Raw genomic sequence first — 25,168 nt, 5'->3', positions numbered from 1 at the left:
TCCAATTTGTTATTTTTATAATGACTCATGCACTGCACAACGATTTGGGCCAATCTCCATTTCACGCTCTTCTTCCACACTCGGATGAATTTTCCCCATATTCGTTTGACGAATTTCTTCATATGCATTTGGCTGAGGTGGTAAATTCTCTGTCACAGTTTTACGAAACTCCACTTCATCAGCAATATTTAATCCTACATTCTCTTTAAATAGATCTTGTAAGCTCGCACTCACAACGCCTCTTTCATCCATTTCACTTATTTTTGAATAATGAGCTGGTAAAACAATTAAATCTTGAGACAGTTCCTTATACAGTGTATATAACGTATTTCTTAAATCACTCACCCAATCTTCAGCCTTACCAGCAAGATCAGGACGCCCAATTGAATCTACAAATAAAATATCGCCTGATAATAAATAAGAATCATCTACAATGAATGACGTACTTCCAATCGTATGCCCTGGTGAGTATAATGCGTCAATTACAATTTTAGTACCCCCCACCGTAATAACAGATCCTTCAACAAGCGGTTCGTATGAGAAAACAACTTCCTCGGCATCTTTTGGCGGTAACCAATACGTACCACCTACCTTTTCAGCTAACTTACGTCCACCAGAAATATGGTCTGCATGTAAATGTGTATCCATTACATTCGTAATCGTAACGCCGTGCTCTTTCGCAAACTCTTCATATGCCTCGGCTGTCCTTACCGCATCAATAACTGCTGCTTCACCGTTTGAAACGACCATATAAGATAAACAGCCTTTTCCTAGGCGGTTAAACTGATACATACTTCCGCCATTTTTTAAATCTCCAACTTTTATAGGCTTTACATATTCACTCCAAGCTTTCATGCCACCAGCTAAATAATAAATATTTTGTAATCCAACCTCTATTAACTGCTCTGCCACAAATATAGAAGACCCTTCTTTTGCACATACTACTAAAACATCTTTATCTTTAGGTAATTCACTTACAATATGATCTACACCATCTAACAAATCAAAATAAGGTTTATTAATAGAAGAAACTTGCTTCCCTTCAATTTTCCAATCTTCATAATCCGCCTCATTACGAACATCTAAAATAAATAACTCTCCGAATAACACTTTCTCTGCCACATCTTTTGCTTGTAACTGTTTAACATCCATTTGATTACCCCCATAGGTATATTTTCATTCAAAAAAATTTACTTCTCTATATTCCCTTGCCACTCTAACATACCCGGAATGACATTTTTCACATTTAAATAACCTTTCTCATTCAACATTTGGCAAGCTACATCACTACGGTTACCAGCTCGACAAATAACATAAATTTGCTTCGTCTGATCTAACACTGCGCTGTCTAATTCACCTAATGGTACCGAAATGGCCGATGGAATATGACCAAAAGCAAACTCCGCTGCTTCGCGAACATCTAATACAATGCATTCTTCGCCAAGAGACAATATAGACTGTAATTCTGCATTCGTAATTGTATGTGGATATTTCACAACTTCATTCACTTCATGCTCGTTTGCTTTCCTAACATAATGCACCAATACATCACCCTCGTGTTTCGTCCCGATATATTGATGTCCTACTTTACCCGCCCAACTTTTTATATCTACCGTAGATCCTTTATCTGTTGCCTTAACTTCAATCACCTGCCCTGGTGCTAACCCTTCTATCGTCTTCTTCGTTTTCACAATAGGCATCGGACAAGCCAAACCTTTACAATCTAAACTCATATCCACTTTTATACTCATAATCGATTCCTCCACAATTCATATACATATACCTGTAGGGGTATATTAAAACGTTTTTGAAAATCTGTCAACACTTATGTTTGACAGATTATCGGCTTTTTACAAGTAATTGAACAGCTTCTTTAATTAACTCTTCATTTGAACCATTACCACTTTCAAACTGTTCACGCAAACATTGCTCTAAATTCGTTCCAACAACGAGCCCAATTGTACGATCAAGGGCAGAACGAGATGCCGTTAACTGTGTAATAACCTCTCGGCAATCTTTTCCTTCTTCCATCATACGAAGCACACCACGAACTTGACCTTCAATACGTTTCAATCTATTTTTCATATCTTGATTATATTCCACTATAGACCACCTCCGTAATCGTAACTATATTATACATTACTTTATAACTTTGTATAATATCATATACCCTTAAGGGTATATTGTAAAGGATTTACTTTTTTAAATTTTTTTCAACTACTTTACTTACCAATAAAAAACGAATCCAAATAGATTCGTTTTTTACAATGATATATTTATTACTCTCGATTCATCTCTGTCTTTAACTCTAACTATTTGCGTCTTACTATTCGGCAAAAATATAATATATTTTCCCTTCATTACATTACTCCAAATAACTTTTCCTTCTTCGTCTGTTTTCCCTATTGAGATCCCAATTTCTTTACTGGGCTCAGGTGATTCGTCTTTCATAAGTATAATTTCAAAATTTTTTATTGGCTGTTTTTCTTTATTTTTAACATAAAAAGATAAATACGGTGCTTATCCTCCATTACGCCATGGAGTTGCAATAACATTTGTCGCCCATCTACCAATTTCTTTATTGTAAATACAATGTCCAGCTGTAAGTACTGTATCTTTACTAATTAGTACTCCTGTACATCCATAAATTTCTCCACTATTATACTGAGTTGCTACATGGACTGTAGCGCTAATTCTATCATTAACCCGTATTCGATCATTTATTCCTATAAGAGAATAGGTAAGAATGTTGAATGAATAACTTAACTTACTATTTTCCAAATATGCTCCCCAATCTTCCCCACCATGTTTTCGCCCTTCAAATGAGGGCGAAACAAGATCTTCTCCCCTTCGATCATTACTATACAATAATTGTTCTTGAAACAGTTCACGTTCTCCCTCATTTGAAACCGATGTCCACGGTACATCTTCTGCATAGACCTTTTGATTCACCAAAAATACTATACAAAAAAAGATAAAAAGAACACCAAAACTATAAAGAGCCAACATATATCTTATAGAAATAAAGCTATACAACATAACTTACCTCCTATACAAGTGATAGCAAACAATTGAGGATCCCTTTATAAATTCTAGTTTTTCTTTTTCCAGAAGTCAACGTAATTAATAATGATAATCATTATTAATTACGTTGACTTAACAAACTCAAACAATTAGTCATATTCTTTACCTTAAGTAAAAAATATAAATAAATTTTTCAAATAAAAAGAACGGACACAGTATCCTATGTCCATTCTTCTCCTCACACATACTTCCGATGCACCATCTTCCCATCATAAGAAAACACAACGCCCTTACTCTCCACAATCGACTCCATATGCACAGTTCTTCCCCATAGTTGATGAAGATATGGTAATACCTTTTCTAAGTATTTTAAATCGAGCTCGATTCCTTCGTAACTATGTTTAATGTATAATTCTCCGTTCTTTAAGTAGTCTCCATCTTCTACTACTAAGTACGGGAACCCACCATTTGTCCGCATATTTACGAGTTGATCACGCACATTTTCCCATTCTTTATCTATTACTTTATATTCTTTTCCTTGGCGCTGGAATAAGTACATATCTTCTCGCATAACAAGATCTTTATTTAAGTAGTTTCTTAGGAACGATACGTCCCATTCAATTTCGCGTACTTCAAACATTTTATCACGGCCAGATCCTGGTTTTACGCCTCGTCGCTTCATTTCTTCAGTCGGATTGTTGTACCGTTCTTCAATATCTTCAAACATTTTAATACCGAGGTAGTATGGATTAATACTTGTTTTTGATGGCTGTACAACACCTGCATTTAATTTCGCAAATTCAATTGCTTCATCAGATGTTAAGTCCATTTCACGAAGTATGCGTTGATGCCAGTAGGACGCCCAGCCTTCGTTCATGATTTTCGTTTCAAGCTGCGGCCAGAAATATAACATTTCTTCACGCATCATCGTTAATATGTCTCGCTGCCAATCTTCTAGCTCACGGCTATATTCTTCAATAAAGAGGAGTAAATCCTTCTCTGGTTGCGGTGGAATCTTCTTCTTTTTGCGTATATTGGATCGTTCTCTCTTTTTATTTCGATCATCTAAATTCCATAGATCATCGTATTGTGATGCCTTTTTCTTTTCTACTTCTTCTTCTAAATCATCAATACTCCAAGCAAGTTTCGGACGCATGAGCGACGGGTCAATATGCTCTTGAATGGCAAGTACGGCATCTAAAAATGTTTCGACTTCTGCCTTTCCGTACTTATGCTCATATGCTTTCACTCGATCAGCCGTTGCCGCCATACTCTCCACCATATCTCGTTTCGTATTAGAGAAGCGAATATTATTTTTAAAGAAGTCACAGTGTGCTAAAACGTGCGCTACAATTAATTTATTTTGAATTAACGAGTTCGTATCTAATAAAAAGGCATAACATGGATCAGAGTTAATAACGAGTTCGTATATTTTACTAAGACCTAAATCGTATTGTAATTTCATTCTGAAAAACTGTTTTCCAAAACTCCAATGTGAAAACCGCGTCGGCATCCCATATGCACCAAATGTATAAATAATTTCTGCTGGACATATTTCATAACGCATCGGATAAAAATCAAGCCCAAATCCAGTCGCAATTTCCGTAATTTCCGCAATCGCATATTGCAGTGCTTTATCGTCACTTGCTCTCATTATTTTCCCTCCTTACACTTTCCCTTAAGAAAGTGTATGATTGGAAACAAGCTTTCATGAGGATTGATTGCATAATAAAAAGACATCCTCATAAAAACGAGAATGTCTTATCTATTAACCTTCAATAATCTCCATCTTCTCCGTAATCGGTGTACGAGCTTTTCCTTCTGGCGCTTTATCGAAATAGCCAAGGTGAAGAATTCCAACGATGCGTTGACCTCTTGTTAAACCAAGTCCTTCTATAAATAATGGATTATAGTTTAATCCGCCTGATTTCCAAACAGTACCTAATCCACGTTCCCAAGCAAGAAGTTGGAAGTTTTGCATAAATGCACATGTTGCAGCGTAATCTTCGTCACGTTGAATTTGACGTGGGTCTTCATTTATATATACGACGATTTGTGCAGGTGTACTTAAGAAACGATCAGATAAAATTTTACCGCGTTTCGCTCTTTCTTCTTCTGTGAAAGAGTTTAATACTGCGTCTACTAATTTCTGACGGCCTTCTCCAATATATAATTTACAATTCCATGGTTCACGGTTTTTATGATTTGGCGCCCATGTTGCATCGTTTAATAGTTCAATTAATAAATCTTTTTCTACTGCTTTATCTGTAAATGTACGAACAGAGCGCCTTTCTTTAATCACATTAGCGATGGAAGTATATGTAGTCATATTTATCTCTCCCTTATTTTTATCTATATGTATAAGTTTATCGTCAGTATTGATATTGATTTTCAATTTCGATTATACCTTAGTTTTTTACTATTAATCAATGTTTTATGTTGGAAAACTTCTAAAAACGTCATTCCATGCTGTGAATAAAAAAACTTAACTTGTTCACAAGTATTTCACATTTTATGGAAATGATATGTGTACAGTTTTCCACACTATCCATCTAGGAGGAGTTTACATGTACAAAAAAATCGCGGTAAGTATGACTATGGCAGCATTATTATGTGGGATATCCACCGTCCCTACGTCCGCTGCCACACCAAAAGAAGTAACAATGCATCACCATAAACCAATTTCAGAAGAAGAAATGCAGTCGCTAGAAAAACTCGGCTATAACAAACATGAAATTTGGAAAGCTGCTCATATCGCAAAAATTAGTAATAAAGAAATAAAAGACGTTTTAGCTTACTATAAGCAAAATAAATCTTGGGAGAAAACAGCCGAGCATTTCGGTGTAGATCCAAGTAAGCTGAAAAAGCATCATATGAATAAAGAAACAAAACAAGCACTACTACAACAGTTGGCAACTATGCAAAAATCCACACCGGATCAGCTCAAGCAAAAAATGAAAGAATATAACATCAAATTGCGTCATCTTGCTGTGTTAACAATCATCTCTCAAAAAAGTAATACCCCTCTTGATGATGTATTAAAAATGAAAAAAGATGGAATGGACATTAAACAAATTGCCGAAAAATTAAATGTAAAAAGAGAAGATATACGGGCGGAAATGATGAAATTAGTGAAGTCAATTAAAGAAAAGAGAACAAATTAACACGCCAAAAAGGAAGAGGTACTCACTACTCTTCCTTTTCTTTATGAACTTTCAATTTTTAAGTATAAATTCCCGTCTTTCCCAAAAACTAACACAAGTAAATAACGTATGTTAGGGGTGAGAAAATGTTTCGTTTATCATCAAAGAAACAAAAACATAAATCAGTCTGTTCTGTTCCAGAATTTGTAAAAAGTATGAAAGAATCCATGGACTTCGTGTCTTACAACATCGACCAAGAAGAAACTCTCTGTTTATTTTATTATAAATCAACTGTAGAATCTCTCATTGTTAAACAATTCATTTTAACACCTCTAAAAAAAGAGCTAGAAAACATTCACAGTATAAATGATTTAGTAAATGTTATATTCATTGAAGATATTATGATTAATCCTTCCACTAATGATGTTCGTGAAAAGTTGTTAGGGGGATATGTACTTATAGAACGAAAAAGTGATGCGACAACGAAGGAATATGCACTCGTACGCGCAGAAAGTAACGTGCTGGGCACCCGACTAGCAAATGATACTGAAAACGAATATAGCGTTATCGGACCAAAAGTTGGATTCGTTGAAAATATTGATATAAATATACATTTACTACGCCGAAATATTGTAACCGAGCAGTTAATTTTTAAAGAAGTCCAAGTTGGATCTATATCAAAAACAAAAGTAGCCGTTGCTTATATGGAAGAAATCACAAATGAACAACATATTAATACTGCACTACAACGTCTACAAGATATCGATTTTGATGTCCCTTTCGATGCAACTATGGTTGAACAGTTTATTAGTGATAATAGCAACTCCCCATTTCCAGTTTTACTACCTACAGAACGTTTAGATCGTTCCGTTTATGCATTACTTAATGGAGGGGTTGTCATTTTAACCGACGGTTCACCGTATGCATTAGCTGGCCCAGCGACATTGCTCGATTTCTTCGTCTCACCAGAAGATTATTATTTACCATGGATAGCAGGCTCATTTCTTAGATTAGTTCGTTTTTTTGGAGCAGCATTCTCTTTATTCTCTTCAGCCATTTATACAGCGGTATTAACATATCACTATCAAATGATTCCGGCCGATTTACTTGGCCCTATTATTTATTCTAGAGCTAACGTACCATTTCCACCTATTTTAGAAGCACTCTTTTTAGAAATTACTATTGAATTACTACGCGAGGCTGGAGCACGTTTACCGACCAAAGTCGGTCAAACGATTGGTATTGTTGGCGGGATTGTAATTGGGCAAGCATCTGTCGAAGCCGCTTTAACGAGTACTATTTTATTAATTGCGGTTGCGTTATCAGCACTTGCATCTTTTACAACACCGACAGTAAAAATGTCTTCCACAATTCGGATATTACGATTTCCACTCATCATTTTGGCTGGAGCATTTGGTGGTCTAGGTCTCATTGTCGGGTTCGTATTCATATTGGCTCATTTAATTCGCTTAAAATCACTTGGATCACCTTACTTATTACCTTTATACCCATTTCGCGGGTTAGGTACAGCAGAAGGGCTCCTTCGCTTACCATTTAGTCAAACCGCTGGACGTGCTTCTTTCCTGAGACCAAAAAAGAAATGGCGCTATGATCCAAGCAAAGCGAAAGAAAAGCGTGATGGTGAGGAAAAATGAAAAACATTTTATTATGCTCGGCTATTATCGTTTTAATTTTCCAATCCGGATGTACACAAGCGAATATAGTAGACACACAACGAATTATTCATGTAGGCGGATTCGATATAACAAAAGACAAACAATTCCGCGGGACGATCCTCTATCCCGATTACACAAAAGGCGTGCAATCCAAACCACAAACCCAATCAACTACGGCTGGCACGATTGAAACAATTTCTTCACGACTAAACGCCAAATCACCACATACTATCGCCGTAGGTCAAATGCGTGTCGTACTGTTCGGAAAAGCATTTGGTGAACATGGAATTGGTGATATTATTAACAATTTACAGCGTGATCCTAACATTGGCCGTGACGTACAGCTAGCACTTGTAGACGGTTCAACTGAAAAGCTTCTCAAACATGTCAAAACAAATGGATCACTATATCTTTCTGATTTACTAGAGCAAAATATAGAAAACGAAACAATTCCACGAACTGCATTAAATATTTTCTTGTATAACTTTTATTCATCAGGATGCGATCCATTTCTTCCTTATATTAAAGTGGATGAAGACCAGTCTGCTTCCATTAAGGGACTCGCTTTTTTAAAAAAGGATAAAGTGGTTATGTATACAGATAAAAAGGGATCTTTTTTATTAAAATTGCTCATTAATCCAACTAAAAATGGCCGTTACGAGGTTCCGATACGTCAAGGTAAGCACAAAGGGTTAATTGCCACTCAAAACTTATCTGGAAATAGCATTTGCTCTCTTTCGGATACCGGTAACATCCCGAAAATCCATATTCACCTCAAATTAAACGGGCTCATAAAAAACGCTCCGCCTTGGCTCGATTTATCAAAGACAGAAAATGTAAAATACGTAAAAAAACATGTAGAAAAAACAATTGAAAACCATTTAAACGAATTAATAAAACAATTTCAAGAAAAAGAAGTGGATCCAATAGGTATACGAGAAGAAATTCGTAGCCACTCAAGAAAATGGACGATGAAACAAATTCAAGACATGTACCCTAATGTAGATGTTGCCGTTCATGTACAAATCAATGTCGTGCAATCTGGTATCGGAGAATAGTGAGGTGTTACAATGGCTGAACAAAATAAAACAATAACCGTTTCTCCTTATTTCACATTTCTTCTATTACACTCTCTTCAAGTTGGAGTAGGTGTATTAGGATATCAACGTATTATTGCACAATATGCTGGTTATGATGCTTGGATTGCCCTTATTGTTGCCGGTATTATAACTCATATCGTACTGTTTTGTATGTTAAAAATGTTGGATAAAGATAATGATTTAATGACCATTCATAAGACATGCTTTGGAAAATGGATTGGAACTTTTTTGTCTATGTGCTTTGCTGCATATCTTCTCTTATTTTGCCTAACTGTGCTTCGTACATATATTGAAGTCATTCAAGTATGGGTCTTCCCTACAATTAAGCCATGGAAATTAACGTTATTATTTTTGCTCGTGACCTATTACGTAATAAAAGGTGGATTCCGCTCTGTAACAGGAATTTGTTTTTGGGGCGTCGTAATACCGATATTCGTACTACTTTTCTTAGTTTTTCCTATGAAATATGCACACGTCCGTAACATTTTACCAATTCTTACCCATTCACCTGTAGAAATTCTAACTTCAGCAAAATCATCTGCATTAGAATTTCTTGGATTTGAAGCAATTCTTATCTTTTATCCGCTTATTAAAAAAGGAAAATCACTACATAAATGGGCACATGGCGGTATTGCCTTTACAACTATTTTATATGTCATGCTAGCAATTGTGTCCCTTATGTACTATAGCCAAGGACAACTACATCATACAATTTGGCCAACATTAACGATGCTAAAAATCATTAAGGTTCCTTTTATCCAAAGATTTGAGTACATTATTATTTTCCTATGGTTTCTTATTATTTTACCTAATCTTTGTTTAACCATTTGGTCTTCTTGTCGTATTAGTAAAACTGCCTTTCACATACCGGTTAAAATTACATTACCATTTTTTATCGCAGCTATATTTATTTCATCCTTATTTTTCACAAACCGTGAAAGTATCAATACATTAAATACAGTACTCTCCCAGGTTGGATTATATATTGTATACGCTTATATCCCACTTTTATTTCTATTCCATTCACTGCGGTGGCGTTTCAAAAATCAGTCGAAAAAATCTTCACCCAACGCACCATGATATTTGATACAATTTGGTTAATACATTTGTAAAGGGGACAAGCGAATGAAAAAGTATGTATTTTCTTTACTTGCAGTACTAAGCTTAATTCTTGCTGGATGCGGAAGTACTGGTACAAATGACCAAAAATCTTCTGAATCAAAAAAAGAAGAACATGACCACGCATCGCACACTCAGCAAGCTGACATTCAAGAGAAAACAAAAGGAGTCGACACACTTCCGACCTTCCTAGATAAGCTTGATCCACAAATGAAAGATATCTACACCGTCGCTGGACAAAATGCAGAGCTATTAGATTGGATTCCATGCTATTGTGGTTGCGGTGAAAGTGTAGGACATAAAAATAATAAAAACTGCTTTATTCGTGAAATTAAAAAGAATGGTGAAGTTGTTTGGGACTCCCATGCAACGACTTGCGTCAATTGCCTAGAAATCGCAGTTGAATCTGCTTCCATGAAACAAAAAGGAAAATCAACGCTTGAAATTCGTAACTATATCGATAATAAATACAAAGAAGGCTATGGCAAACCAACACCTACACCAATGCCAAAAGCTTAAAAAACGAGGAAACTCCTCGTTTTTTCTTTTCATTCACTTTTTTTCTTAACAAATTCTTTCAAGTGTATTTCTCCTTACTTATCACACACTATATATAACTCTCGGTAAGGAGGGTACACAGTGCAAACATATAACGACTATGATAAAGCTCTCTATTACACGTATTGCTGTAACTGGGATAAATTACTCGTTCTCATGGTTCAAACGAACGATCAATTATTTTCTAAGCGTATTGAGCATTTTTTACACGCTTATCAATACAGTAAAGAACTACCAGAAGTTGATAAACAATTGCAGCTCCTATTTCAATATATTGACCACGCATCCCAAAAGTCGCATGTAGAAGAAGTAGAACAAATTCAAATGTAAACTATAGCGCTATTCTCTTCCGGAGAATGGCGCTTTTTTAAAATATTTATATCAATAAAAGTTTCTCCTTATAAAACTTTTATTGATAAACATATTTTTTCTTTCTTTTCCATACCACTTCATACTATAATTTAGTATGTAACTATTATAAGAGAGGTATAAAATATGGGACGAGAAAAAAAGCAAGAATATGCTTTACTTACCGCATGGGGAGCTTCTTTTATCGCTACACTAGGAAGTCTGTACTTTTCCGAAATCATGAAATTTGAGCCTTGTGTTCTTTGTTGGTATCAACGTATTTTTATGTATCCATTCGTTTTATGGCTCGGTATCGCTGTAGCAAAGAAAGACTATCGCATCGCAAATTATTCTTTACCAATCGCAACTATTGGCGCTTGTATTTCTTTATATCACTATGCAATTCAAAAAGTCGCAGCATTTTCAGCTACTGGGGCAGCTTGTGGACGTGTACCATGTACGGGAGAATACATAAACTGGTTCGGCTTTGTGACAATCCCGTTTTTAGCACTTATCGGCTTTATTACAATCGCTGTTTGTAGCTTTATTGTCATCAAAAACAAATAAGGAGATGAAAGAATGAAAAAAATGCTTATATTTGGTGGTATTATTATCGCCTTGTTTGCGGCAATTTTCGCTGTAACACAAATGGAAGAAAAAAAAGCTTCAACTAGCCAAAAAATTGATAATGCTACTGGTAGTCAAACAGATGGTCCTGACTACTACACAAATAAAATCTCTCTTTCAGATCTTCAAAAGAATTTAAAAGAGAAAAAAGAAGAAACAGTATACTTTTATCAAACATCTTGCGTTCATTGCCAAAAATTATCTCCTGTCGTAGTGCCAATGGCTAAAGACTTGAACGTTGATATGAAAGTTATGGATATTGAAAAATTAGATGCTCCTTGGGATGAATATAAAATTCAAGGTACACCAACAATCATTCATTTTAAAGATGGCAAAGAAGTGAGCCGTATTAGTGGTGAACAGCCGAAAGACAAATTAAAAGAATGGCTTGAGCAAACGAAAAAGTAATAAGAAAAGGAAACTCCTTCTACACATGAAATGGGCGTAAAATCCCACACTAATGTATAAGGAGGGGGTTTTATGCCAGAAGTAAGATGTTCTGTTTCCAACTGTTCTTTTTGGGGACAAGGTAACTTTTGTCAAGCAAGTGCGATCGTCGTTCAGCCTGATGCAGATGAAACTGGTCAAACTGAAAATGATTCATATACAGCTACTGTTTTAACAAACGAGACGCTAGAAAGTTCTGTAGCAACGAGTATAGAGACTTGTTGTCATACATTTAAGCCTAAATATTAAACATAAAAAGCATACGATTCATCGTATGCTTTTTTATATCCCCCTCCAAAAATCATGCATAATAAAAAAGTACAAAATAACGAGAACTACCGTTCCGCATAAGGTAATGCGCCGATATATACTCTTCTCTCCTTCCCTCGCTTTCACAAACGCCCAAATAAATCCAAAGAACAATATTAAATCAACATATGGAACATAAAAAGAAAAGACGAGAAACGCATATAAATACACGATAAATAAACAGGTCGTTACTAAGAAAACTTTAAACGCAAATTCACTTTTCATAATATAACCGCCCCCTATCTGTACTGTATTATATTCAGCAAAATACAATAGTTGCAGTTAAACTCCAAGTATAAATAAGCTACCGTCTATAATACGGTAGCCATTACGGAACATTGTATTTCCGTTTATATATATTACTTAAAATCGAAGAAGGAATTTGCTCGTAACGAATTTTCTCTCCTGTTTCATCTATAATATACGAATTGTTTCCTATATAATATATTCCATCTTTTCGTTTTGAGTACACCGGATATCTTTCATTTGGCAATACCGTTTTCACTTTCGTTAACTGTCCATTTGGTTCTTGCCAATATATATCCGCGCGGTCTACTAACGTAAGTATTCCAATTTGTTCTTTTTCTATTTTTCGACCATTCCAGCTCACAACGCGATAACCAAGCTTATTCGCTTCATATTCGGGGCTCGTATGAAAACGAGAAATGATTACTTTTGTTTGTAATTGTACTCGGTCATATAACCATTGTATATCCCTGTCATGCATGCGAATACAGCCATTTGATTCCCTACTTCCAATCGTCCATTCCCGGTTTGTCCCATGAATCGCATATTCATTCTTATCTAGCCCAAGCCATCTCGTACCAAGAGGGTTATTCGGTGCACCCCCAGCTATTTTTTTTCGATGGTATTCTTTATTTTTAAATTTCGTTATAATACAAAAATTACCCTCAGGCGTAGGTGTACGATCTCTTCCAGTCGTTACTGGAAATGTTTTTGTGTAATTTCCATTCTCAAAAAAAGACAACTGGTTTGTCGTAAGATTAACTAGTATTAAATGATCTGTATCAGCAAAAGCACTAACCGGTAGGAAGAAAAATAATAGTAAGACGAAACATACCCTTTTCACCTATATCCCCCCTAGCGCTCACCATAATAATTGTAATTAGCTTTACTTTGCTCTTATAAATGAAAACTATCCATTTACAATAACGCCCCCATTTACATGTATCATTTGTCCAGTAACATAAGAAGAATCATCAGACGCTAAATATACGTATGCCGGCGCTAACTCATATGGTTGACCAGGCCTTTGCATCGGGACATTGCTCCCAAACTGAGAGACTTTCTTCTCATCAAAGCTCGATGGAATAAGCGGTGTCCAAATCGGTCCTGGTGCAACACCATTTACACGAATCCCTTTTTGCACTAACGATTGAGAAAGTGATCTTGTAAAAGCTACGATTGCTCCTTTCGTTGCGGAATAATCAATTAACGTTTCATTCCCTTCATATGCAACGATAGATGCCGTATTTATAATGACATCTCCTTTCTTCAAATGAGAAAGTGCTGCTTTCGTAACGTGAAAATAAGAAAAAATATTAATACGAAATGTTTTTTCTAGCTGTTCTGCTGTAATATACTCTAGCCCTTGCTGTGGATATTGCTGTGCAACGTTATTTACTAAAATATTTAAACTACCTAGCTGCTGGACGGTCTCTTGAACAACATCTTTACAATGCTGTTCATCACTTAAATCACCCGGCAACAATACACACTTTACACCTTCTTTCTCAACATATTGCTTCGTCTCATTAGCATCTTCTTCCTCATCTAAATAAGCAATCGCAATATTTGCTCCCTCTTTCGCAAAAGCGATGGAAACAGCTCGTCCAATCCCACTATCTCCCCCTGTAATTAATACATTCTTTCCTTTTAACTTTTCGCTACCTTTATAATTTGAATCTTCAAACTGCGGAAGTGGATTCATTAATGATTCAATACCAGGCTGTTTATTTTGATGTTGCGCTGGCATTGTTACAAAGTTTTTTTGCTGTGGCATAGCTTCTTTCAACTCCTTTTCCTTATAATGTGCATAATAAAAACTGAAATTCACACATCAAGTTACGATTAATATTCGAATTTAAGACACAAAATATGAATTGTTGTAAACTTTTTATACAAAACTATTGCAAAACAGTTAAAAAACGAATATTATATATAACTGTTGTGAAAATTATTCGTAAACAGAAAGGATGTTTATATGTTTAACCTTTCAAAACATAAAACTTCTATTAAAACTGAAATTATGGCAGGTATTATTACCTTCTTAACAATGGCATATATCATTGTCGTAAACCCTGTTATCCTTGGGGATGCAGGTGTTCCATTTGAACAAGCATTTACAGCAACAATTATCGCTGCTGTTGTCGGAACATTATTTATGGCAATCTTTACAAACTTACCAATCGCAATCGCGCCAGGTATGGGATTAAATGCTTACTTCTCTTACTCTGTTGTAAAAGCTCATGAAGGCATGACTTTCGCAATTGCATTCTCTGCTGTATTCGTAGCAGGTATGATTTTAATTTTGCTATCATTTACATCTTTCCGTACAAAATTAATGGAAGCAATTCCTGAAAACTTAAAACATGCAATTACTGCTGGTATCGGTCTTTTCATCGCCTTTATCGGTTTACGTTTAACAGGTATCGTTACAAAAAATGATGCAAATTTAGTTGGACTTGGTGATCTTCACTCTGCTCCAGTTCTACTAGCATTGGCTGGGCTTGGAATTACTATTGTTCTTATGTCTTTAAATGTAAATGGCGCACTATTTATTGGTATGCTATTAACTGGTATTATCGCTTTCTTCACAGGGCAATTAACATTCTCAAACGGTGTTACATCAATGCCTGGATTACCAGAAGGAATTATCGTTTCAAATCCAATTACTGCTGTATCTGACGTAATTAACTACGGATTATATGGCGTTGTATTCTCATTCTTCCTTGTTACACTATTCGATACAACAGGTACATTACTTGGCGTTGCACAACAAGGTGGATTTATGAAAGACGGAAAGCTTCCAAAAGCTGGACGCGCTCTTCTATCTGACTCATTCTCAGCAACAATCGGTTCTATGTTCGGAACAACACCATCAACAGCTTACATTGAATCATCTGCTGGTGTTGCAGCTGGTGGTCGTACTGGTTTAACAACTGTTACAGTAGCTGTTCTATTCGCACTAGCAGCATTCTTCGGACCATTAGTAAGTGCCGTTTCTGGTGTATCAGCTATTACTGCACCATCATTAATTATCGTTGGTAGTCTTATGATGGGTTCAGTTCGCCACATCGATTGGGACGCATTTGATGAAGCATTCCCAGCATTTTTAGTAATCTTAAGCATGCCACTTACATCAAGTATCGCAACAGGTATCGCTCTTGGATTTATTTCATACCCACTTATGAAAGTGGCGAAAGGTAAATTCCGTGCTGTTCACCCACTTGTATATGTATTTGGAATTTTGTTTGCTTATCAATTGATATTCTTACCACATTAAAATCCCTCTTCCTGAGGGATTTTTTTATAAATACTGTTTGACAACACCATTCGTTTGTGGAATAATTCAAAATAGTTAAATATTCGATGTCTTATCAAGAGCAGGTGGAGGGATGAGCCCTACGAAGCCCGGCAACCGACCCATTTATGGGCACGGTGCTAATTCTTACAACACATTGTGTTGAAAGATAAGAGTAATATGATAAGGCGTCTTTTCTATATGAAAAGGCGTTTTTTATTTTCACTCCCTCCTCTCTCTTTTTAGTTTAGGAGGGATTTTTTTATGAAAAAATTATGTTCCATCGTACTTATTTTTCTCTTATTTACATTAGCAGCATGTACAAATGAACAAGATGCTATCTCTTCACAAAAGCAACAAACTGTGAGAAAGGCGACTACAACGGTAGAAAATCAATTACAAACAGAAATTCCAAGCCAAATGAAGAAGCCATTAAAAATCGCATTAATTATGCAAATGTCCATCGGAACTTTTTCCTCTCAATATATTGAGGGTGTCAAAAAACAAGTTGAGCTATTTGGCGGCAGTGTACAAGTCTACAATTCTGATAACGATTTAGCAAAAATGGCTGCAAATTTAGATACTGCTATTAATTCAAAAGTGGATGGTATTTTAATTGATCATGGCCGTTCTGAAGCACTAAAACCTGGAGTAGAAAAAGCGTTACAGGCGAACATTCCCGTAGTTGCGTTCGATAACGATCTACGCTTGCCAGGTGTGACAATTATTGATCAAGATGACTATAGTCTTGCATGGAAATCATTAAAAACGTTAGCGGAAGATTTGAATGGACAAGGAAATATCGCAGTTGTATGGGTCGGCGGATTTGCTCCAATGGAACGTCGCAATGTTATCATTGATGCTTTTTATAAACGGTATCCAAATATAAAAGAAGTTGCAAGATTCGGTACTGCTAGTAATAACACACCGCTCGATACACAAACACAAGTAGAAGCTTTACTAAAGAAATATCCGAAAAAAGGCGATTTACAAGCTATTTTCGCTTCGTGGGATGAGTTTGCTAAAGGGGCTGTTAAAGCACTTGAACAAGCTGGTCGTACAGATATAAAAGTATATGGCATTGACTTAAGTAATGAGGATTTACAACTCATGCAAAAAGAAAACTCACCTTGGACTGCTACAGCTGCAACTGATCCAGCTGAAGTAGGTAAGGTTCAAGTACGATTTTTATACAAAAAAATTGCTGGTGAACAAACGCCAGATATTTATTCACTAGAACCTTATTTAGTAAAGAAAAATAGTTTACCAAAAGAAAATATAACAATGGATCAGTTATCAAAATATATAAACGGTTGGGGAGACTCAAAAGATGCATATTCCCCTTGGATGAAAAAATTAGAGAAGGAGAAAAAATGATGACGTTCTCTCTTCAAAACATTACACATTCTTATCATGTCGCTACACCTGTTCTAGAAGATGTTTCTATTCATATTCAAAAAGGAAAAGTACACGCTTTACTAGGCATGAACGGTGCGGGAAAAAGTACTTTACTAAAAATAGCAACTGGTGAAATTCAACCAGTTGTTGGCGATATAAAAATTGATACTCAGTCTGTTTCCTTTACTTCACCGCGCGATGCAAAAAAGCATGGCATTTCTTTCGTAACACAAGAAGTAGATCACGGACTTATTCCCGGATTATCTGTATTAGAAAATGTACTAATCGATCATTTAGCAATGCACAATAAAGTACTATTTTCAAAGTCCAAATTAGTCGCACTTGCTAAACAACATTTGCAAACTGTACAGGTAAATTTAAATGTTTCGGAAGATGTTTCAAACTGTTCATTACATGAAAAACAATTACTTCTTATCGCAAGAGCTTTATCTAACAATACAAATTACCTTTTATTAGATGAACCTACTTCTTCTCTTGGACCAAAAGAAGTTGAAACCTTTGGGAAACTATTAAAAGATTTAACATCAAAAGGAATTGGCATCCTTTTAGTTTCTCATCGTTTATCAGAGATTCGAAATTTCGCGGATGATGTAACTGTATTACATAATGGTCAAGTTGCCCTTTCTGAAACCATTACAACGATTACAGATCAACAAATTGTGGAAGCAATGACTGGAAAACAACTTACACTTCCTATTAATACCGCACCAAAAACCGGGAGCGAGGAACTATTTAAAGTACAAGAGCTTCTATTACACGAAGGTCATTCTCCCCTTTCTCTTACAATACGAAAAGGAGAAACTGTTGTGATATACGGATTAATTGGAAGTGGAAAAACAACACTTGCTGAAACGTTATTTGGTGCTCTTCATACTTATCACGCAGAAATAGACGGTCAAAAACTAACGATTAAAACACCACGAGATGCGATTAAAGCGAAAATCGCACTTGTACCAGAAGAAAGAAGAAAACAAGGCGTATTTCTTTCGGAAGATATTATAAGTCACACAAATTTACATCAATCAGGTTGGAAACGAAAACAAACCGAATTAAATGATGCTACTACAGCAATTTCTTCTTTCGGTATTTCACCAAATGACCCAAAGGCACATATTCATTCACTTAGCGGTGGAAACCAACAAAAAGTCTCAATTGCAAAGTGGAGTGGATTCAAACCTAATCTATTTCTTTTAGACGAGCCAACTAAAGGTGTAGACATCGCTGCGAAACAAGACATTTTTCAATTCATTCGCAACATTACAGAAAACGGAAGTTCCGTAATTTATTTCACAGGAGAACAAGATGAAGCGTTGCATATTGCTGATCGCATTCTTATACTGGCAAACGGAGAATTTGTAGGTGAATACTTACCAAGCGAACTATCTCCTGAACAGCTTTTACATTTATCTGAAGGGAGCTATTCCATTGAATCTCGTTCATAAAACGAAAACTAAGAAACTATATTTACCTACTCATCTTTTTTATCAATTTAGTACAATTGCTATTATTATAGGTGTTACAATTTTTTTCTCTATCGTCAATGATTCTTTTTTAACATATAACAATATTAGTGATATTTTACGTTCTATTTCCATCGTAACGTTACTTGCAATCGGCGTTACCTTTACATTGATTGTAGATGGGTTTGATTTATCAGTCGGCTCTACCGCTAGTTTAGCAACAATTGCAGCTGCTTCTTGTCTCGTTTTATATCGACAAGAACTATTAGTTACACTCCTTGTTCCTATTCTTTGCGGATTATTAGTTGGATTATTAAATGCACTACTCGTTATCCGAATTAAACTACCCGATTTACTAGCTACATTAAGTATCATGTATATCGTTAATGGACTACACTTAACATTTTCAAAAGGATCCTCAATTTATGAAGGAATGTCCGGTGCAACAGGACATTTTATTCCATCCTTTTTATTTATCGGTCAAGGTTCCGTCTTAGGAATTCCAGTCCCTGTCATTATCATGCTTACTGTCGTTTTAATTGCACATCTATTTTTAGAAAAAACAACGTACGGTCGTTTCTTTTATATGACTGGTGGGAATCGAGAAGCTGCTAGATTAGCCGGTATTCCTACTGATCGTTACCGTGTATATGCTTATATGATTAGTGGTTTACTAGCTTCTATTGGCGGCATTATTCTATGCAGCCGCGTTGGAACAGGACAAGTTTCAGCTGGTGCTCCATTATTAATGGATGCAGTCGCAGCTGCCTATATCGGTTACGCAATGTTCGGTGCCAAGAAACCAAATATAGTCGGAACATTCCTCGGATCGGTATTAATCGGAATTATACTAAATGGCCTCACAATGATGAACGTTCCTTATTATGCACAAGATATCATTAAAGGCAGTATTTTAATTACAGCTTTAGCCTTTTCATTTATTAAAAAGAAGCGTAAATAAAAAATAGAGCATCGAAATTCGATGCTCTATTTTCCCTTTGCAACAATCACACGAAAGCCTCCACGATTACTAAACTATGAAAAAGATAACAGCAGTTAAAAATTATTAATATTTCTCATTCATCTGTAATTCTTTACTATACTTTTGAATGGAAACTGACGAAACAACCATTACCATTCCTACACTAAATCCAATAAGCTGATCCAGTAGCATCTCATCATGTATGAGCCAGCGAAGTAGAAATACCCCTCCAAAAATAAGCATTGCAGTAAATCCGGTATGCCTAAGTCCTTTATATACATTTTCCATATGTATCACCTCTTCATATAACATTATCCATATTATACCATACAACCATCAAGTAACCGTATCGTCCTCTGACAATATGCAGCTACCTTTTGATCATGTGTAACAACTAGCACCGTTTTTCCTTGTTTATTAATCTCTTTTAAAATGCTCATAATTTTCTTCCCGTTTTCTTGATCGAGAGCACCAGTCGGTTCATCAGCAAGTATAATTTTTGTATCTTGTGCTAAAGCCCTTGCTATTGCTGTTCTTTGCTGTTCTCCTCCTGATAACTCGTAAGGATATTTGTTAATATGCCTTTCCAGTCCTACCATTTCCAGCATTTCTTTTGATATTTGTATACGTTTCTTATGAGAAATTTTTCTATATACAAGCGGAAGCATTACATTTTCAACAACTGTATAATCATCTAATAGCGAAAAGTTCTGAAATACAAATCCAACTTCCGTGTTTCTATACTTATGATAGTTTGACTTGAATGTACTCGTATCCATTCCATCTAAAAAATACATTCCAGTAGAGGGGCTCTCAATTAAGCCAATAATGTTAAGCAAGGTTGATTTCCCAGAACCAGATGGTCCCATAATGGCTATCATTTCGCCTTTTTCTATTGTAAGATTAATATCTTTTAAAGCACTAAAATTGCTCTTTCCGTATCCCTTAGCCACATTTGCGAGCTGAATCATCTATAACACCTCTTTCATATATGTATTTTTTATTTTTAATACATTTAAATAAATGATTGCATATATAACGAGGATCATTACAAGTGATAAAGCACCTATAACAACCAATGATTCTATAGAGACTTTTAACGTTCCAAAAAAAGATACGGTACTATTTTCTAGCTCTTTTTGAATTTCAATCGCTCCGCTATTCTCCCATTGAAAATACGTAATTCCTATACATATCGATAAAATGAATAACAACATATACTCAATAATAAATGGAAGACATATTTGAAAAGTGCTTGCACCTAACGCTGATTTAATAGAAATATTTTTACGCTCTATATAAAGTGTTGCCATTGATGTCAATACAATAGATAGAAATGAAAAAAATAAGACTGTACCGCTTAATAATAAGGGGTATGACATATTATCAATACCTTGTTTTTCATTTTCTAACAATTTATTCGGATTTGTAACATAATACGAATACCCCTTACCTTCCGTTACCTTTAATACTTTCTTTTGAAATTCATTTATATTTATCTTCTCCTTTGTTTCTATAATTAACCCATTGTATAAAAGTTCTACACTATAGAACTCTATTTCTTCTGTTCCAATTGGTAAAATCGCCATGTCATCTAATAATGTAATACGATTATCCGATATTTCACCACTTCGAGGATATGTAAATGGTGAATTTTTTTCTAAAAAGCCAATTACTTTTAGCTTCATTTTTCCAGATCGTATAACATCACCAATAGATACCTTTTCTATATAATTAGCCCCTAATATAACAGGTCTAATATCAAATACTGATTTATGAAATTCCGATTCCTCAAAATATCTTCCTTGTGAAATTCGTATATGAAAGTACTTATTAATATCTTTATCAACAATAAGAGTCTTTATCGTTCCATTTTCTTTTTTTAAACTAAGTGAATAGTTACGGAACAAATAATTTGTTTTATTTGTTATTGGTATCGTATTAGATAACCCTTGCATGAAATCTTGATAATCATTTTTCGCTTTTTCTTCGCTAAACAATGTTATATCTTGCGTCGCATAAAGTTCATAGAAATTTTTATGAGTTGATAAATTATTTGCTAACGTCATCATTTTTCGATATCCCGAAAGATTACTAACAAATTCTATTGCTGAAGAAAATGCAATAATTAAAGAAATTACTATAATCAAACTTGGTAACAACCGTTTTTTCACAGACCGTATAGAATCAAATATAAAAAACATGAAGACCTCCTACGTTCTTAAATGTTTTCCAGGATATATATTTATAATGTGCTTGATTGGAATTACAGTAACAAACATTGTAAGAAAAATTATAAAAACAATATTACATACCAATACATATGGTGTTAACGGTTTTAATAAGTATGTCTGAAAATACGTATGAATTGTTCCAGAAAACATTTCTAACACCAGAAAAACCAACAACATCGCCACTAGAGAAATAAACAAAATTTGAACATATAGTTCACAGTAAATAGATCTATTAGAAGCACCTACTGCTTTTTTTAATGAAATCTCTCTTTCTTTTTTATAAATCCAAAATAAAACTGCAGAAATGCCAGAAACAATTGCAACAAGAATGAATTTATAATAATACTTATTTGCTGGATCTATATGTGTCACATGTAGTTCCTGAAGATCTCGTTCATTCAGTATTTGAACATCTCCCGAAAGCACTTCTTTACTCCTACCCATAAACTTTTTTATTTCGTTATGAATAGATGATGTAGGATTAACAACTGTTAATTGTAATTGTTTACTCGCGATAATACCTTTTTTAGATATAGTAGGTAAGTTTTGAAGTGGAACGTATATGCCTGCTACACCGACGTCACTGTCTTTTCTCGATATAGTTCCTATTTTTTTATATGTATCATCAAATTCATATAACTCCTCTACATTCGTTTGATCGCCAACAACCATATCGTTTACATTTTCACGATGAAAATATTGTCCTTCAGAAATATATGGCTTCCAATAATAATCATCTTTTAAGTTCACAGCTATGATCTTTGTTGCCCCTGAACTATTTAATGCTTTTAAATTCTCTACGTAAATATCACTTTTAACAAAAGTATCTTGTATGAAAGGAATTATCTCTTCCAATTCAGTTGCATTCGCTATCGGAACAGTTAAAATTTGATTTTTCTCTGGAAAACCTATTTGAAAAGCAGATATAAAGTTTCGTTTAGACTCTGTTAAAAGTGCGGATATTGATATAGAAAGAAAAGAAATAAAAAATGCCATAAGAAGAATGACTGAAAACAGTTTGTTGTTTTTTATATTTTTAAAAGCTAAATACATGTCTCTACTCCTTTTAAATAAGAAGGAGATGATGAACATCCCCTTCTCCTTATCCAAATATTTATAAAGACAACTGTTTAATGCTTTTTACCACTGTAATCGTAAGTTACCATTACTATCAAAAGTACCTTTGTGTGTATCTTCTTGATAGTCATTATTTTCATTAGCATAATGCTCAGAGTATAGTCCTTTTGCACCAAAGGCGTTATATGCACCATTACTCACAGTTGCGTTTAATGCTCTTCCAGATTCATGGGATCCTAATTTATCTGAAGCGCTTTCAATATATGAATTATTTCCATTTGATTTAATAAAAGAAATTGCTACTGAACAACGAGATGCATTTTGATTCGTAGTAGTTTGAGCTCTGTAAGATAGTAGGTTACCGCTTTTGTGACCGCTTAGAGTTGGATAAAATGCACTTGTTGAGATTGATGTTGCTAATAATACTAAAGTCGTAATTGAAAAAACTTTTCCTTTCATTAACAATCACCTCATAAATTTAATAGTTTAGTAGCGCTACATCGTCATAATACCTCTCAAGTAAATTCTCCTCAATACGACGCCCCAATGTTTTACAAACTCTTTAAACACTTAAACATTCATACATTTTTTAAAAGTAACATAAGCAAGTAATACAAAAAAGACTGCAGAGAACTCCATCTCCACAGCCTAATTATTATTTTTGTAAGAACGCCTGTAAATCTGCAAATTGTCTCTTTGCATCTTCATAGCCTTGCTCGTATAAACTTTGTAGTTTTGCTGTATCTTTTTCCATACGATCTACTTGAAGCGGCACTTCTGGGCGAATAACAAATAAATTACCAGCTTGCTCTTCTTTTTCAATATAGTGAAGTGTTTCATTATACACTTCATAACGATTCAACATCGTGTTAACAAGATTCGGATATTTTTTATAAGCTTTTCCTGCAATCCATCCGAATTTTGATTTTTTCTTCGCGTAACCATGATTTCTCGTTAAAATAACGACTGATTTTTTAAATCCATCTTCCTGTGCTTTACGAACTGGAATTGGATCAGAAATCCCGCCATCTAATAACTGCTTACCACGATAATTTACTACTGGTGCAATGAAAGGCAATGAACTAGACGCTTGTAATAAATTTAGTGCATCATCATTCGTTCCTTCTTTCTCAAAATAAACTGATTGTCCTGTTTCACAATCCGTCGTTCCTACAAGGAAACGTTCTGGGCTATTAAAATATGTTTCAAAATCAAACGGAACATGCTTTTCTGGAATTTCATGAAAAATGAAATCCATATCAAATAGCTGACGTTTTCTCCATAAGTTTTTATACGACAAATATTTCGGATGTGATGCATAATCAATATTGACCGTTTTATTTCTATTTCTTTGTCTGGAAAGATACGACGCCGCATGACAAGCACCAGCTGATACACCGATTACATATGGAAAATATAAATCTTGTTCCATAAAGTATTCTAATATCCCGCCCGTGTACACACCACGCATACCGCCGCCCTCTAATACTAAACCCGTATTTTCAAGCATGTTACTCGCTCCTCTATATATATTGACTCTTTAATTATTCACCATGTTAAGTATCTTTTTCTATTATATATGAGTTCTTTCAGAAATTATATTTAAAAGACTTGAGAAAAAGGAGTTTTTTATTCCAATTATATTTCCAAATGATCGGAGACATCCTTTATAAACCTTTGAATAAAGTCTTGCTCTTCTTTTGTATATCCATCTAAAAGTAACAGCCACTTTTCTTCAGCTTTTTTATGCAATTTTTCATGAGCTATATATATTTCATTTCCACTTTCCGTTAAACGGAAGAATATTTCCTTCTGATTATCTAACATTTGCATCTTCTCAACGAATTGCTTTTGAAACAACTTCGTACAAATTTTAGAGATTGCTCCCTTCGTCATGCCCATTTCTGTCGTAATTGCCGTTACATTCATCAAACCATTTTTTCCGATACATTCGATTACATGTAACTCAGATAAAGACATACTACTTACACCTGTCTCATAAAGAAACTTCTCGTTTTGTCGTTTTAAATGTTCTTCTTTTTTATGCAAAAGTGTACGAATGTCCGACAGTATTTCCATTTGCTTCGTTGTATGCTTCAAT

28 protein-coding genes, 2 pseudogenes and 1 riboswitch are annotated in these 25,168 nt (G+C 34.9%); of the genes and pseudogenes, 13 read left to right on the top strand and 17 right to left on the bottom strand.

Features of this window, described 5'->3' with window-relative positions; genetic code table 11:
- Positions 1 to 15: 15 nt before the first annotated feature.
- The 7 genes and pseudogenes from RT27_RS17175 to RT27_RS17145 all read right to left on the bottom strand — a co-directional run bounded on the left by RT27_RS17175 (position 16) and on the right by RT27_RS17145 (position 5,353).
- Positions 16 to 1,152 carry an MBL fold metallo-hydrolase gene (locus tag RT27_RS17175; protein WP_043936769.1) on the bottom strand — a complete coding sequence of 379 codons (1,137 nt, stop codon included), beginning with the start codon at positions 1,150 to 1,152 and terminating at the stop codon, positions 16 to 18.
- Between the two features lie 38 nt (positions 1,153 to 1,190).
- Positions 1,191 to 1,751: a sulfurtransferase TusA family protein gene (locus tag RT27_RS17170; RefSeq protein WP_043936767.1), complete on the bottom strand. Its 561-nt coding sequence runs from the start codon at positions 1,749 to 1,751 to the stop codon at positions 1,191 to 1,193.
- A gap of 88 nt (positions 1,752 to 1,839) precedes the next feature.
- Positions 1,840 to 2,103, bottom strand: coding sequence for a metal-sensitive transcriptional regulator (locus RT27_RS17165; protein ID WP_000456206.1), 264 nt, complete (start codon positions 2,101 to 2,103; stop codon positions 1,840 to 1,842).
- 159 nt (positions 2,104 to 2,262) lie between these two features.
- A pseudogene (locus RT27_RS17160) lies at positions 2,263 to 2,511 on the bottom strand (DUF2606 family protein); the annotation flags it as partial.
- A gap of 12 nt (positions 2,512 to 2,523) precedes the next feature.
- Positions 2,524 to 3,039 (bottom strand): annotated as a pseudogene (locus RT27_RS17155) (trypsin-like serine protease); the annotation flags it as partial.
- Between the two features lie 223 nt (positions 3,040 to 3,262).
- Entirely contained in the window at positions 3,263 to 4,678 is a 1,416-nt protein-coding gene (gene spoVR, locus RT27_RS17150; protein ID WP_029441674.1) for a stage V sporulation protein SpoVR, read from the bottom strand.
- 114 nt (positions 4,679 to 4,792) lie between these two features.
- Positions 4,793 to 5,353: a nitroreductase gene (locus RT27_RS17145; protein ID WP_016082769.1), complete on the bottom strand. Its 561-nt coding sequence runs from the start codon at positions 5,351 to 5,353 to the stop codon at positions 4,793 to 4,795.
- A gap of 238 nt (positions 5,354 to 5,591) precedes the next feature.
- Here RT27_RS17145 and RT27_RS17140 point away from each other — a divergent pair, with 238 nt between their 5' ends.
- From RT27_RS17140 to RT27_RS17100, 9 genes are all read left to right on the top strand, one after another.
- On the top strand, positions 5,592 to 6,188 hold the full coding sequence (locus tag RT27_RS17140; protein WP_043936763.1) for a hypothetical protein: 597 nt from the start codon (positions 5,592 to 5,594) through the stop codon (positions 6,186 to 6,188).
- A 125-nt stretch (positions 6,189 to 6,313) separates the two neighbouring features.
- Entirely contained in the window at positions 6,314 to 7,822 is a 1,509-nt protein-coding gene (locus RT27_RS17135; RefSeq protein ID WP_043936762.1) for a spore germination protein, read from the top strand.
- Positions 7,819 to 8,901 carry a Ger(x)C family spore germination protein gene (locus RT27_RS17130; RefSeq protein WP_016082772.1) on the top strand — a complete coding sequence of 361 codons (1,083 nt, stop codon included), beginning with the start codon at positions 7,819 to 7,821 and terminating at the stop codon, positions 8,899 to 8,901. Before RT27_RS17135 ends, RT27_RS17130 begins: the two co-directional genes overlap by 4 nt.
- A gap of 12 nt (positions 8,902 to 8,913) precedes the next feature.
- Positions 8,914 to 10,023 (top strand): GerAB/ArcD/ProY family transporter, encoded by a 1,110-nt coding sequence (locus RT27_RS17125; protein ID WP_043936760.1) that lies wholly within the window; start codon positions 8,914 to 8,916, stop codon positions 10,021 to 10,023.
- 45 nt (positions 10,024 to 10,068) lie between these two features.
- Positions 10,069 to 10,581, top strand: coding sequence for a PCYCGC domain-containing protein (locus tag RT27_RS17120; protein ID WP_000761026.1), 513 nt, complete (start codon positions 10,069 to 10,071; stop codon positions 10,579 to 10,581).
- 120 nt (positions 10,582 to 10,701) lie between these two features.
- Positions 10,702 to 10,950 (top strand): YhdB family protein, encoded by a 249-nt coding sequence (locus RT27_RS17115; protein WP_001195459.1) that lies wholly within the window; start codon positions 10,702 to 10,704, stop codon positions 10,948 to 10,950.
- 165 nt (positions 10,951 to 11,115) lie between these two features.
- The gene (locus tag RT27_RS17110) at positions 11,116 to 11,535 is read left to right on the top strand and encodes a disulfide oxidoreductase (protein WP_043936759.1); all 420 of its coding nucleotides are present in this window, start codon (positions 11,116 to 11,118) and stop codon (positions 11,533 to 11,535) included.
- A 12-nt stretch (positions 11,536 to 11,547) separates the two neighbouring features.
- Positions 11,548 to 12,003 carry a thioredoxin family protein gene (locus RT27_RS17105; RefSeq protein WP_016082775.1) on the top strand — a complete coding sequence of 152 codons (456 nt, stop codon included), beginning with the start codon at positions 11,548 to 11,550 and terminating at the stop codon, positions 12,001 to 12,003.
- A 72-nt stretch (positions 12,004 to 12,075) separates the two neighbouring features.
- The gene (locus RT27_RS17100; protein ID WP_043936757.1) at positions 12,076 to 12,291 is read left to right on the top strand and encodes a DUF1540 domain-containing protein; all 216 of its coding nucleotides are present in this window, start codon (positions 12,076 to 12,078) and stop codon (positions 12,289 to 12,291) included.
- 33 nt (positions 12,292 to 12,324) lie between these two features.
- Here RT27_RS17100 and RT27_RS17095 read toward each other — a convergent pair whose 3' ends face one another.
- The 3 genes from RT27_RS17095 to RT27_RS17085 form a co-directional block, all read right to left on the bottom strand.
- On the bottom strand, positions 12,325 to 12,576 hold the full coding sequence (locus tag RT27_RS17095) for a hypothetical protein (protein WP_016082777.1): 252 nt from the start codon (positions 12,574 to 12,576) through the stop codon (positions 12,325 to 12,327).
- A gap of 103 nt (positions 12,577 to 12,679) precedes the next feature.
- The gene (locus RT27_RS17090; protein ID WP_000831960.1) at positions 12,680 to 13,441 is read right to left on the bottom strand and encodes a L,D-transpeptidase; all 762 of its coding nucleotides are present in this window, start codon (positions 13,439 to 13,441) and stop codon (positions 12,680 to 12,682) included.
- Between the two features lie 66 nt (positions 13,442 to 13,507).
- Entirely contained in the window at positions 13,508 to 14,374 is an 867-nt protein-coding gene (locus RT27_RS17085; RefSeq protein ID WP_043936756.1) for an SDR family oxidoreductase, read from the bottom strand.
- A 201-nt stretch (positions 14,375 to 14,575) separates the two neighbouring features.
- Here RT27_RS17085 and RT27_RS17080 point away from each other — a divergent pair, with 201 nt between their 5' ends.
- The 4 genes from RT27_RS17080 to RT27_RS17065 all read left to right on the top strand — a co-directional run bounded on the left by RT27_RS17080 (position 14,576) and on the right by RT27_RS17065 (position 19,735).
- Positions 14,576 to 15,877, top strand: a complete 1,302-nt coding sequence (locus RT27_RS17080; protein ID WP_000482715.1) for an NCS2 family permease — start codon at positions 14,576 to 14,578, stop codon at positions 15,875 to 15,877.
- Between the two features lie 88 nt (positions 15,878 to 15,965).
- Positions 15,966 to 16,071: riboswitch (SAM riboswitch) on the top strand.
- A gap of 88 nt (positions 16,072 to 16,159) precedes the next feature.
- Positions 16,160 to 17,272 carry a sugar ABC transporter substrate-binding protein gene (locus tag RT27_RS17075; protein ID WP_016082779.1) on the top strand — a complete coding sequence of 371 codons (1,113 nt, stop codon included), beginning with the start codon at positions 16,160 to 16,162 and terminating at the stop codon, positions 17,270 to 17,272.
- Entirely contained in the window at positions 17,269 to 18,756 is a 1,488-nt protein-coding gene (locus RT27_RS17070) for a sugar ABC transporter ATP-binding protein (RefSeq protein WP_043936808.1), read from the top strand. The genes RT27_RS17075 and RT27_RS17070 overlap by 4 nt, the downstream gene beginning before the upstream one ends.
- A complete protein-coding gene (locus RT27_RS17065) occupies positions 18,740 to 19,735 on the top strand; it encodes an ABC transporter permease (RefSeq protein ID WP_001054980.1) in 996 nt (331 codons plus the stop codon). The genes RT27_RS17070 and RT27_RS17065 overlap by 17 nt, the downstream gene beginning before the upstream one ends.
- A 105-nt stretch (positions 19,736 to 19,840) precedes the next feature.
- Here RT27_RS17065 and RT27_RS17060 read toward each other — a convergent pair whose 3' ends face one another.
- From RT27_RS17060 to RT27_RS17030, 7 genes are all read right to left on the bottom strand, one after another.
- Positions 19,841 to 20,068 carry a hypothetical protein gene (locus RT27_RS17060; protein WP_140163946.1) on the bottom strand — a complete coding sequence of 76 codons (228 nt, stop codon included), beginning with the start codon at positions 20,066 to 20,068 and terminating at the stop codon, positions 19,841 to 19,843.
- 8 nt (positions 20,069 to 20,076) lie between these two features.
- Positions 20,077 to 20,727, bottom strand: coding sequence for an ABC transporter ATP-binding protein (locus tag RT27_RS17055; RefSeq protein ID WP_043936755.1), 651 nt, complete (start codon positions 20,725 to 20,727; stop codon positions 20,077 to 20,079).
- On the bottom strand, positions 20,728 to 21,960 hold the full coding sequence (locus RT27_RS17050) for an ABC transporter permease (RefSeq protein WP_043936753.1): 1,233 nt from the start codon (positions 21,958 to 21,960) through the stop codon (positions 20,728 to 20,730).
- A 9-nt stretch (positions 21,961 to 21,969) separates the two neighbouring features.
- Positions 21,970 to 23,043, bottom strand: coding sequence for an ABC transporter permease (locus RT27_RS17045; protein WP_043936752.1), 1,074 nt, complete (start codon positions 23,041 to 23,043; stop codon positions 21,970 to 21,972).
- 87 nt (positions 23,044 to 23,130) lie between these two features.
- The gene (locus RT27_RS17040) at positions 23,131 to 23,526 is read right to left on the bottom strand and encodes a hypothetical protein (protein WP_000676983.1); all 396 of its coding nucleotides are present in this window, start codon (positions 23,524 to 23,526) and stop codon (positions 23,131 to 23,133) included.
- Positions 23,527 to 23,722: 196 nt separating this feature from the next.
- On the bottom strand, positions 23,723 to 24,577 hold the full coding sequence (locus RT27_RS17035; protein ID WP_016082786.1) for a patatin family protein: 855 nt from the start codon (positions 24,575 to 24,577) through the stop codon (positions 23,723 to 23,725).
- Positions 24,578 to 24,705: 128 nt separating this feature from the next.
- Entirely contained in the window at positions 24,706 to 25,167 is a 462-nt protein-coding gene (locus tag RT27_RS17030; RefSeq protein ID WP_029441660.1) for a MarR family transcriptional regulator, read from the bottom strand.
- Position 25,168 lies beyond the last annotated feature (1 nt).

Origin of the sequence: Bacillus sp. L_1B0_5 (genome assembly GCF_000836715.1) — a bacterium.
GTDB lineage: Bacteria > Bacillota > Bacilli > Bacillales > Bacillaceae_G > Bacillus_A > Bacillus_A thuringiensis_S.
This window is presented reverse-complemented; position numbering and strand designations above follow the sequence as displayed.

What these genes read in the sequence shown, in the direction of transcription:
- RT27_RS17175 (WP_043936769.1), bottom strand. Translation starts at nt 1,152, where the DNA reads ATGGATGTTAAACAGTTACAAGCAAAAGATGTGGCAGAGAAAGTGTTA.
- RT27_RS17170 (WP_043936767.1), bottom strand. Translation starts at nt 1,751, where the DNA reads ATGAGTATAAAAGTGGATATGAGTTTAGATTGTAAAGGTTTGGCTTGT.
- spoVR (WP_029441674.1), bottom strand. Translation starts at nt 4,678, where the DNA reads ATGAGAGCAAGTGACGATAAAGCACTGCAATATGCGATTGCGGAAATT.
- RT27_RS17145 (WP_016082769.1), bottom strand. Translation starts at nt 5,353, where the DNA reads ATGACTACATATACTTCCATCGCTAATGTGATTAAAGAAAGGCGCTCT.
- RT27_RS17140 (WP_043936763.1), top strand. Translation starts at nt 5,592, where the DNA reads ATGTACAAAAAAATCGCGGTAAGTATGACTATGGCAGCATTATTATGT.
- RT27_RS17135 (WP_043936762.1), top strand. Translation starts at nt 6,314, where the DNA reads ATGTTTCGTTTATCATCAAAGAAACAAAAACATAAATCAGTCTGTTCT.
- RT27_RS17130 (WP_016082772.1), top strand. Translation starts at nt 7,819, where the DNA reads ATGAAAAACATTTTATTATGCTCGGCTATTATCGTTTTAATTTTCCAA.
- RT27_RS17125 (WP_043936760.1), top strand. Translation starts at nt 8,914, where the DNA reads ATGGCTGAACAAAATAAAACAATAACCGTTTCTCCTTATTTCACATTT.
- RT27_RS17120 (WP_000761026.1), top strand. Translation starts at nt 10,069, where the DNA reads ATGAAAAAGTATGTATTTTCTTTACTTGCAGTACTAAGCTTAATTCTT.
- RT27_RS17110 (WP_043936759.1), top strand. Translation starts at nt 11,116, where the DNA reads ATGGGACGAGAAAAAAAGCAAGAATATGCTTTACTTACCGCATGGGGA.
- RT27_RS17105 (WP_016082775.1), top strand. Translation starts at nt 11,548, where the DNA reads ATGAAAAAAATGCTTATATTTGGTGGTATTATTATCGCCTTGTTTGCG.
- RT27_RS17100 (WP_043936757.1), top strand. Translation starts at nt 12,076, where the DNA reads ATGCCAGAAGTAAGATGTTCTGTTTCCAACTGTTCTTTTTGGGGACAA.
- RT27_RS17095 (WP_016082777.1), bottom strand. Translation starts at nt 12,576, where the DNA reads ATGAAAAGTGAATTTGCGTTTAAAGTTTTCTTAGTAACGACCTGTTTA.
- RT27_RS17085 (WP_043936756.1), bottom strand. Translation starts at nt 14,374, where the DNA reads ATGCCACAGCAAAAAAACTTTGTAACAATGCCAGCGCAACATCAAAAT.
- RT27_RS17080 (WP_000482715.1), top strand. Translation starts at nt 14,576, where the DNA reads ATGTTTAACCTTTCAAAACATAAAACTTCTATTAAAACTGAAATTATG.
- RT27_RS17075 (WP_016082779.1), top strand. Translation starts at nt 16,160, where the DNA reads ATGAAAAAATTATGTTCCATCGTACTTATTTTTCTCTTATTTACATTA.
- RT27_RS17070 (WP_043936808.1), top strand. Translation starts at nt 17,269, where the DNA reads ATGATGACGTTCTCTCTTCAAAACATTACACATTCTTATCATGTCGCT.
- RT27_RS17060 (WP_140163946.1), bottom strand. Translation starts at nt 20,068, where the DNA reads ATGTTATATGAAGAGGTGATACATATGGAAAATGTATATAAAGGACTT.
- RT27_RS17055 (WP_043936755.1), bottom strand. Translation starts at nt 20,727, where the DNA reads ATGATTCAGCTCGCAAATGTGGCTAAGGGATACGGAAAGAGCAATTTT.
- RT27_RS17050 (WP_043936753.1), bottom strand. Translation starts at nt 21,960, where the DNA reads ATGTTTTTTATATTTGATTCTATACGGTCTGTGAAAAAACGGTTGTTA.
- RT27_RS17045 (WP_043936752.1), bottom strand. Translation starts at nt 23,043, where the DNA reads ATGTATTTAGCTTTTAAAAATATAAAAAACAACAAACTGTTTTCAGTC.
- RT27_RS17040 (WP_000676983.1), bottom strand. Translation starts at nt 23,526, where the DNA reads ATGAAAGGAAAAGTTTTTTCAATTACGACTTTAGTATTATTAGCAACA.
- RT27_RS17035 (WP_016082786.1), bottom strand. Translation starts at nt 24,577, where the DNA reads ATGCTTGAAAATACGGGTTTAGTATTAGAGGGCGGCGGTATGCGTGGT.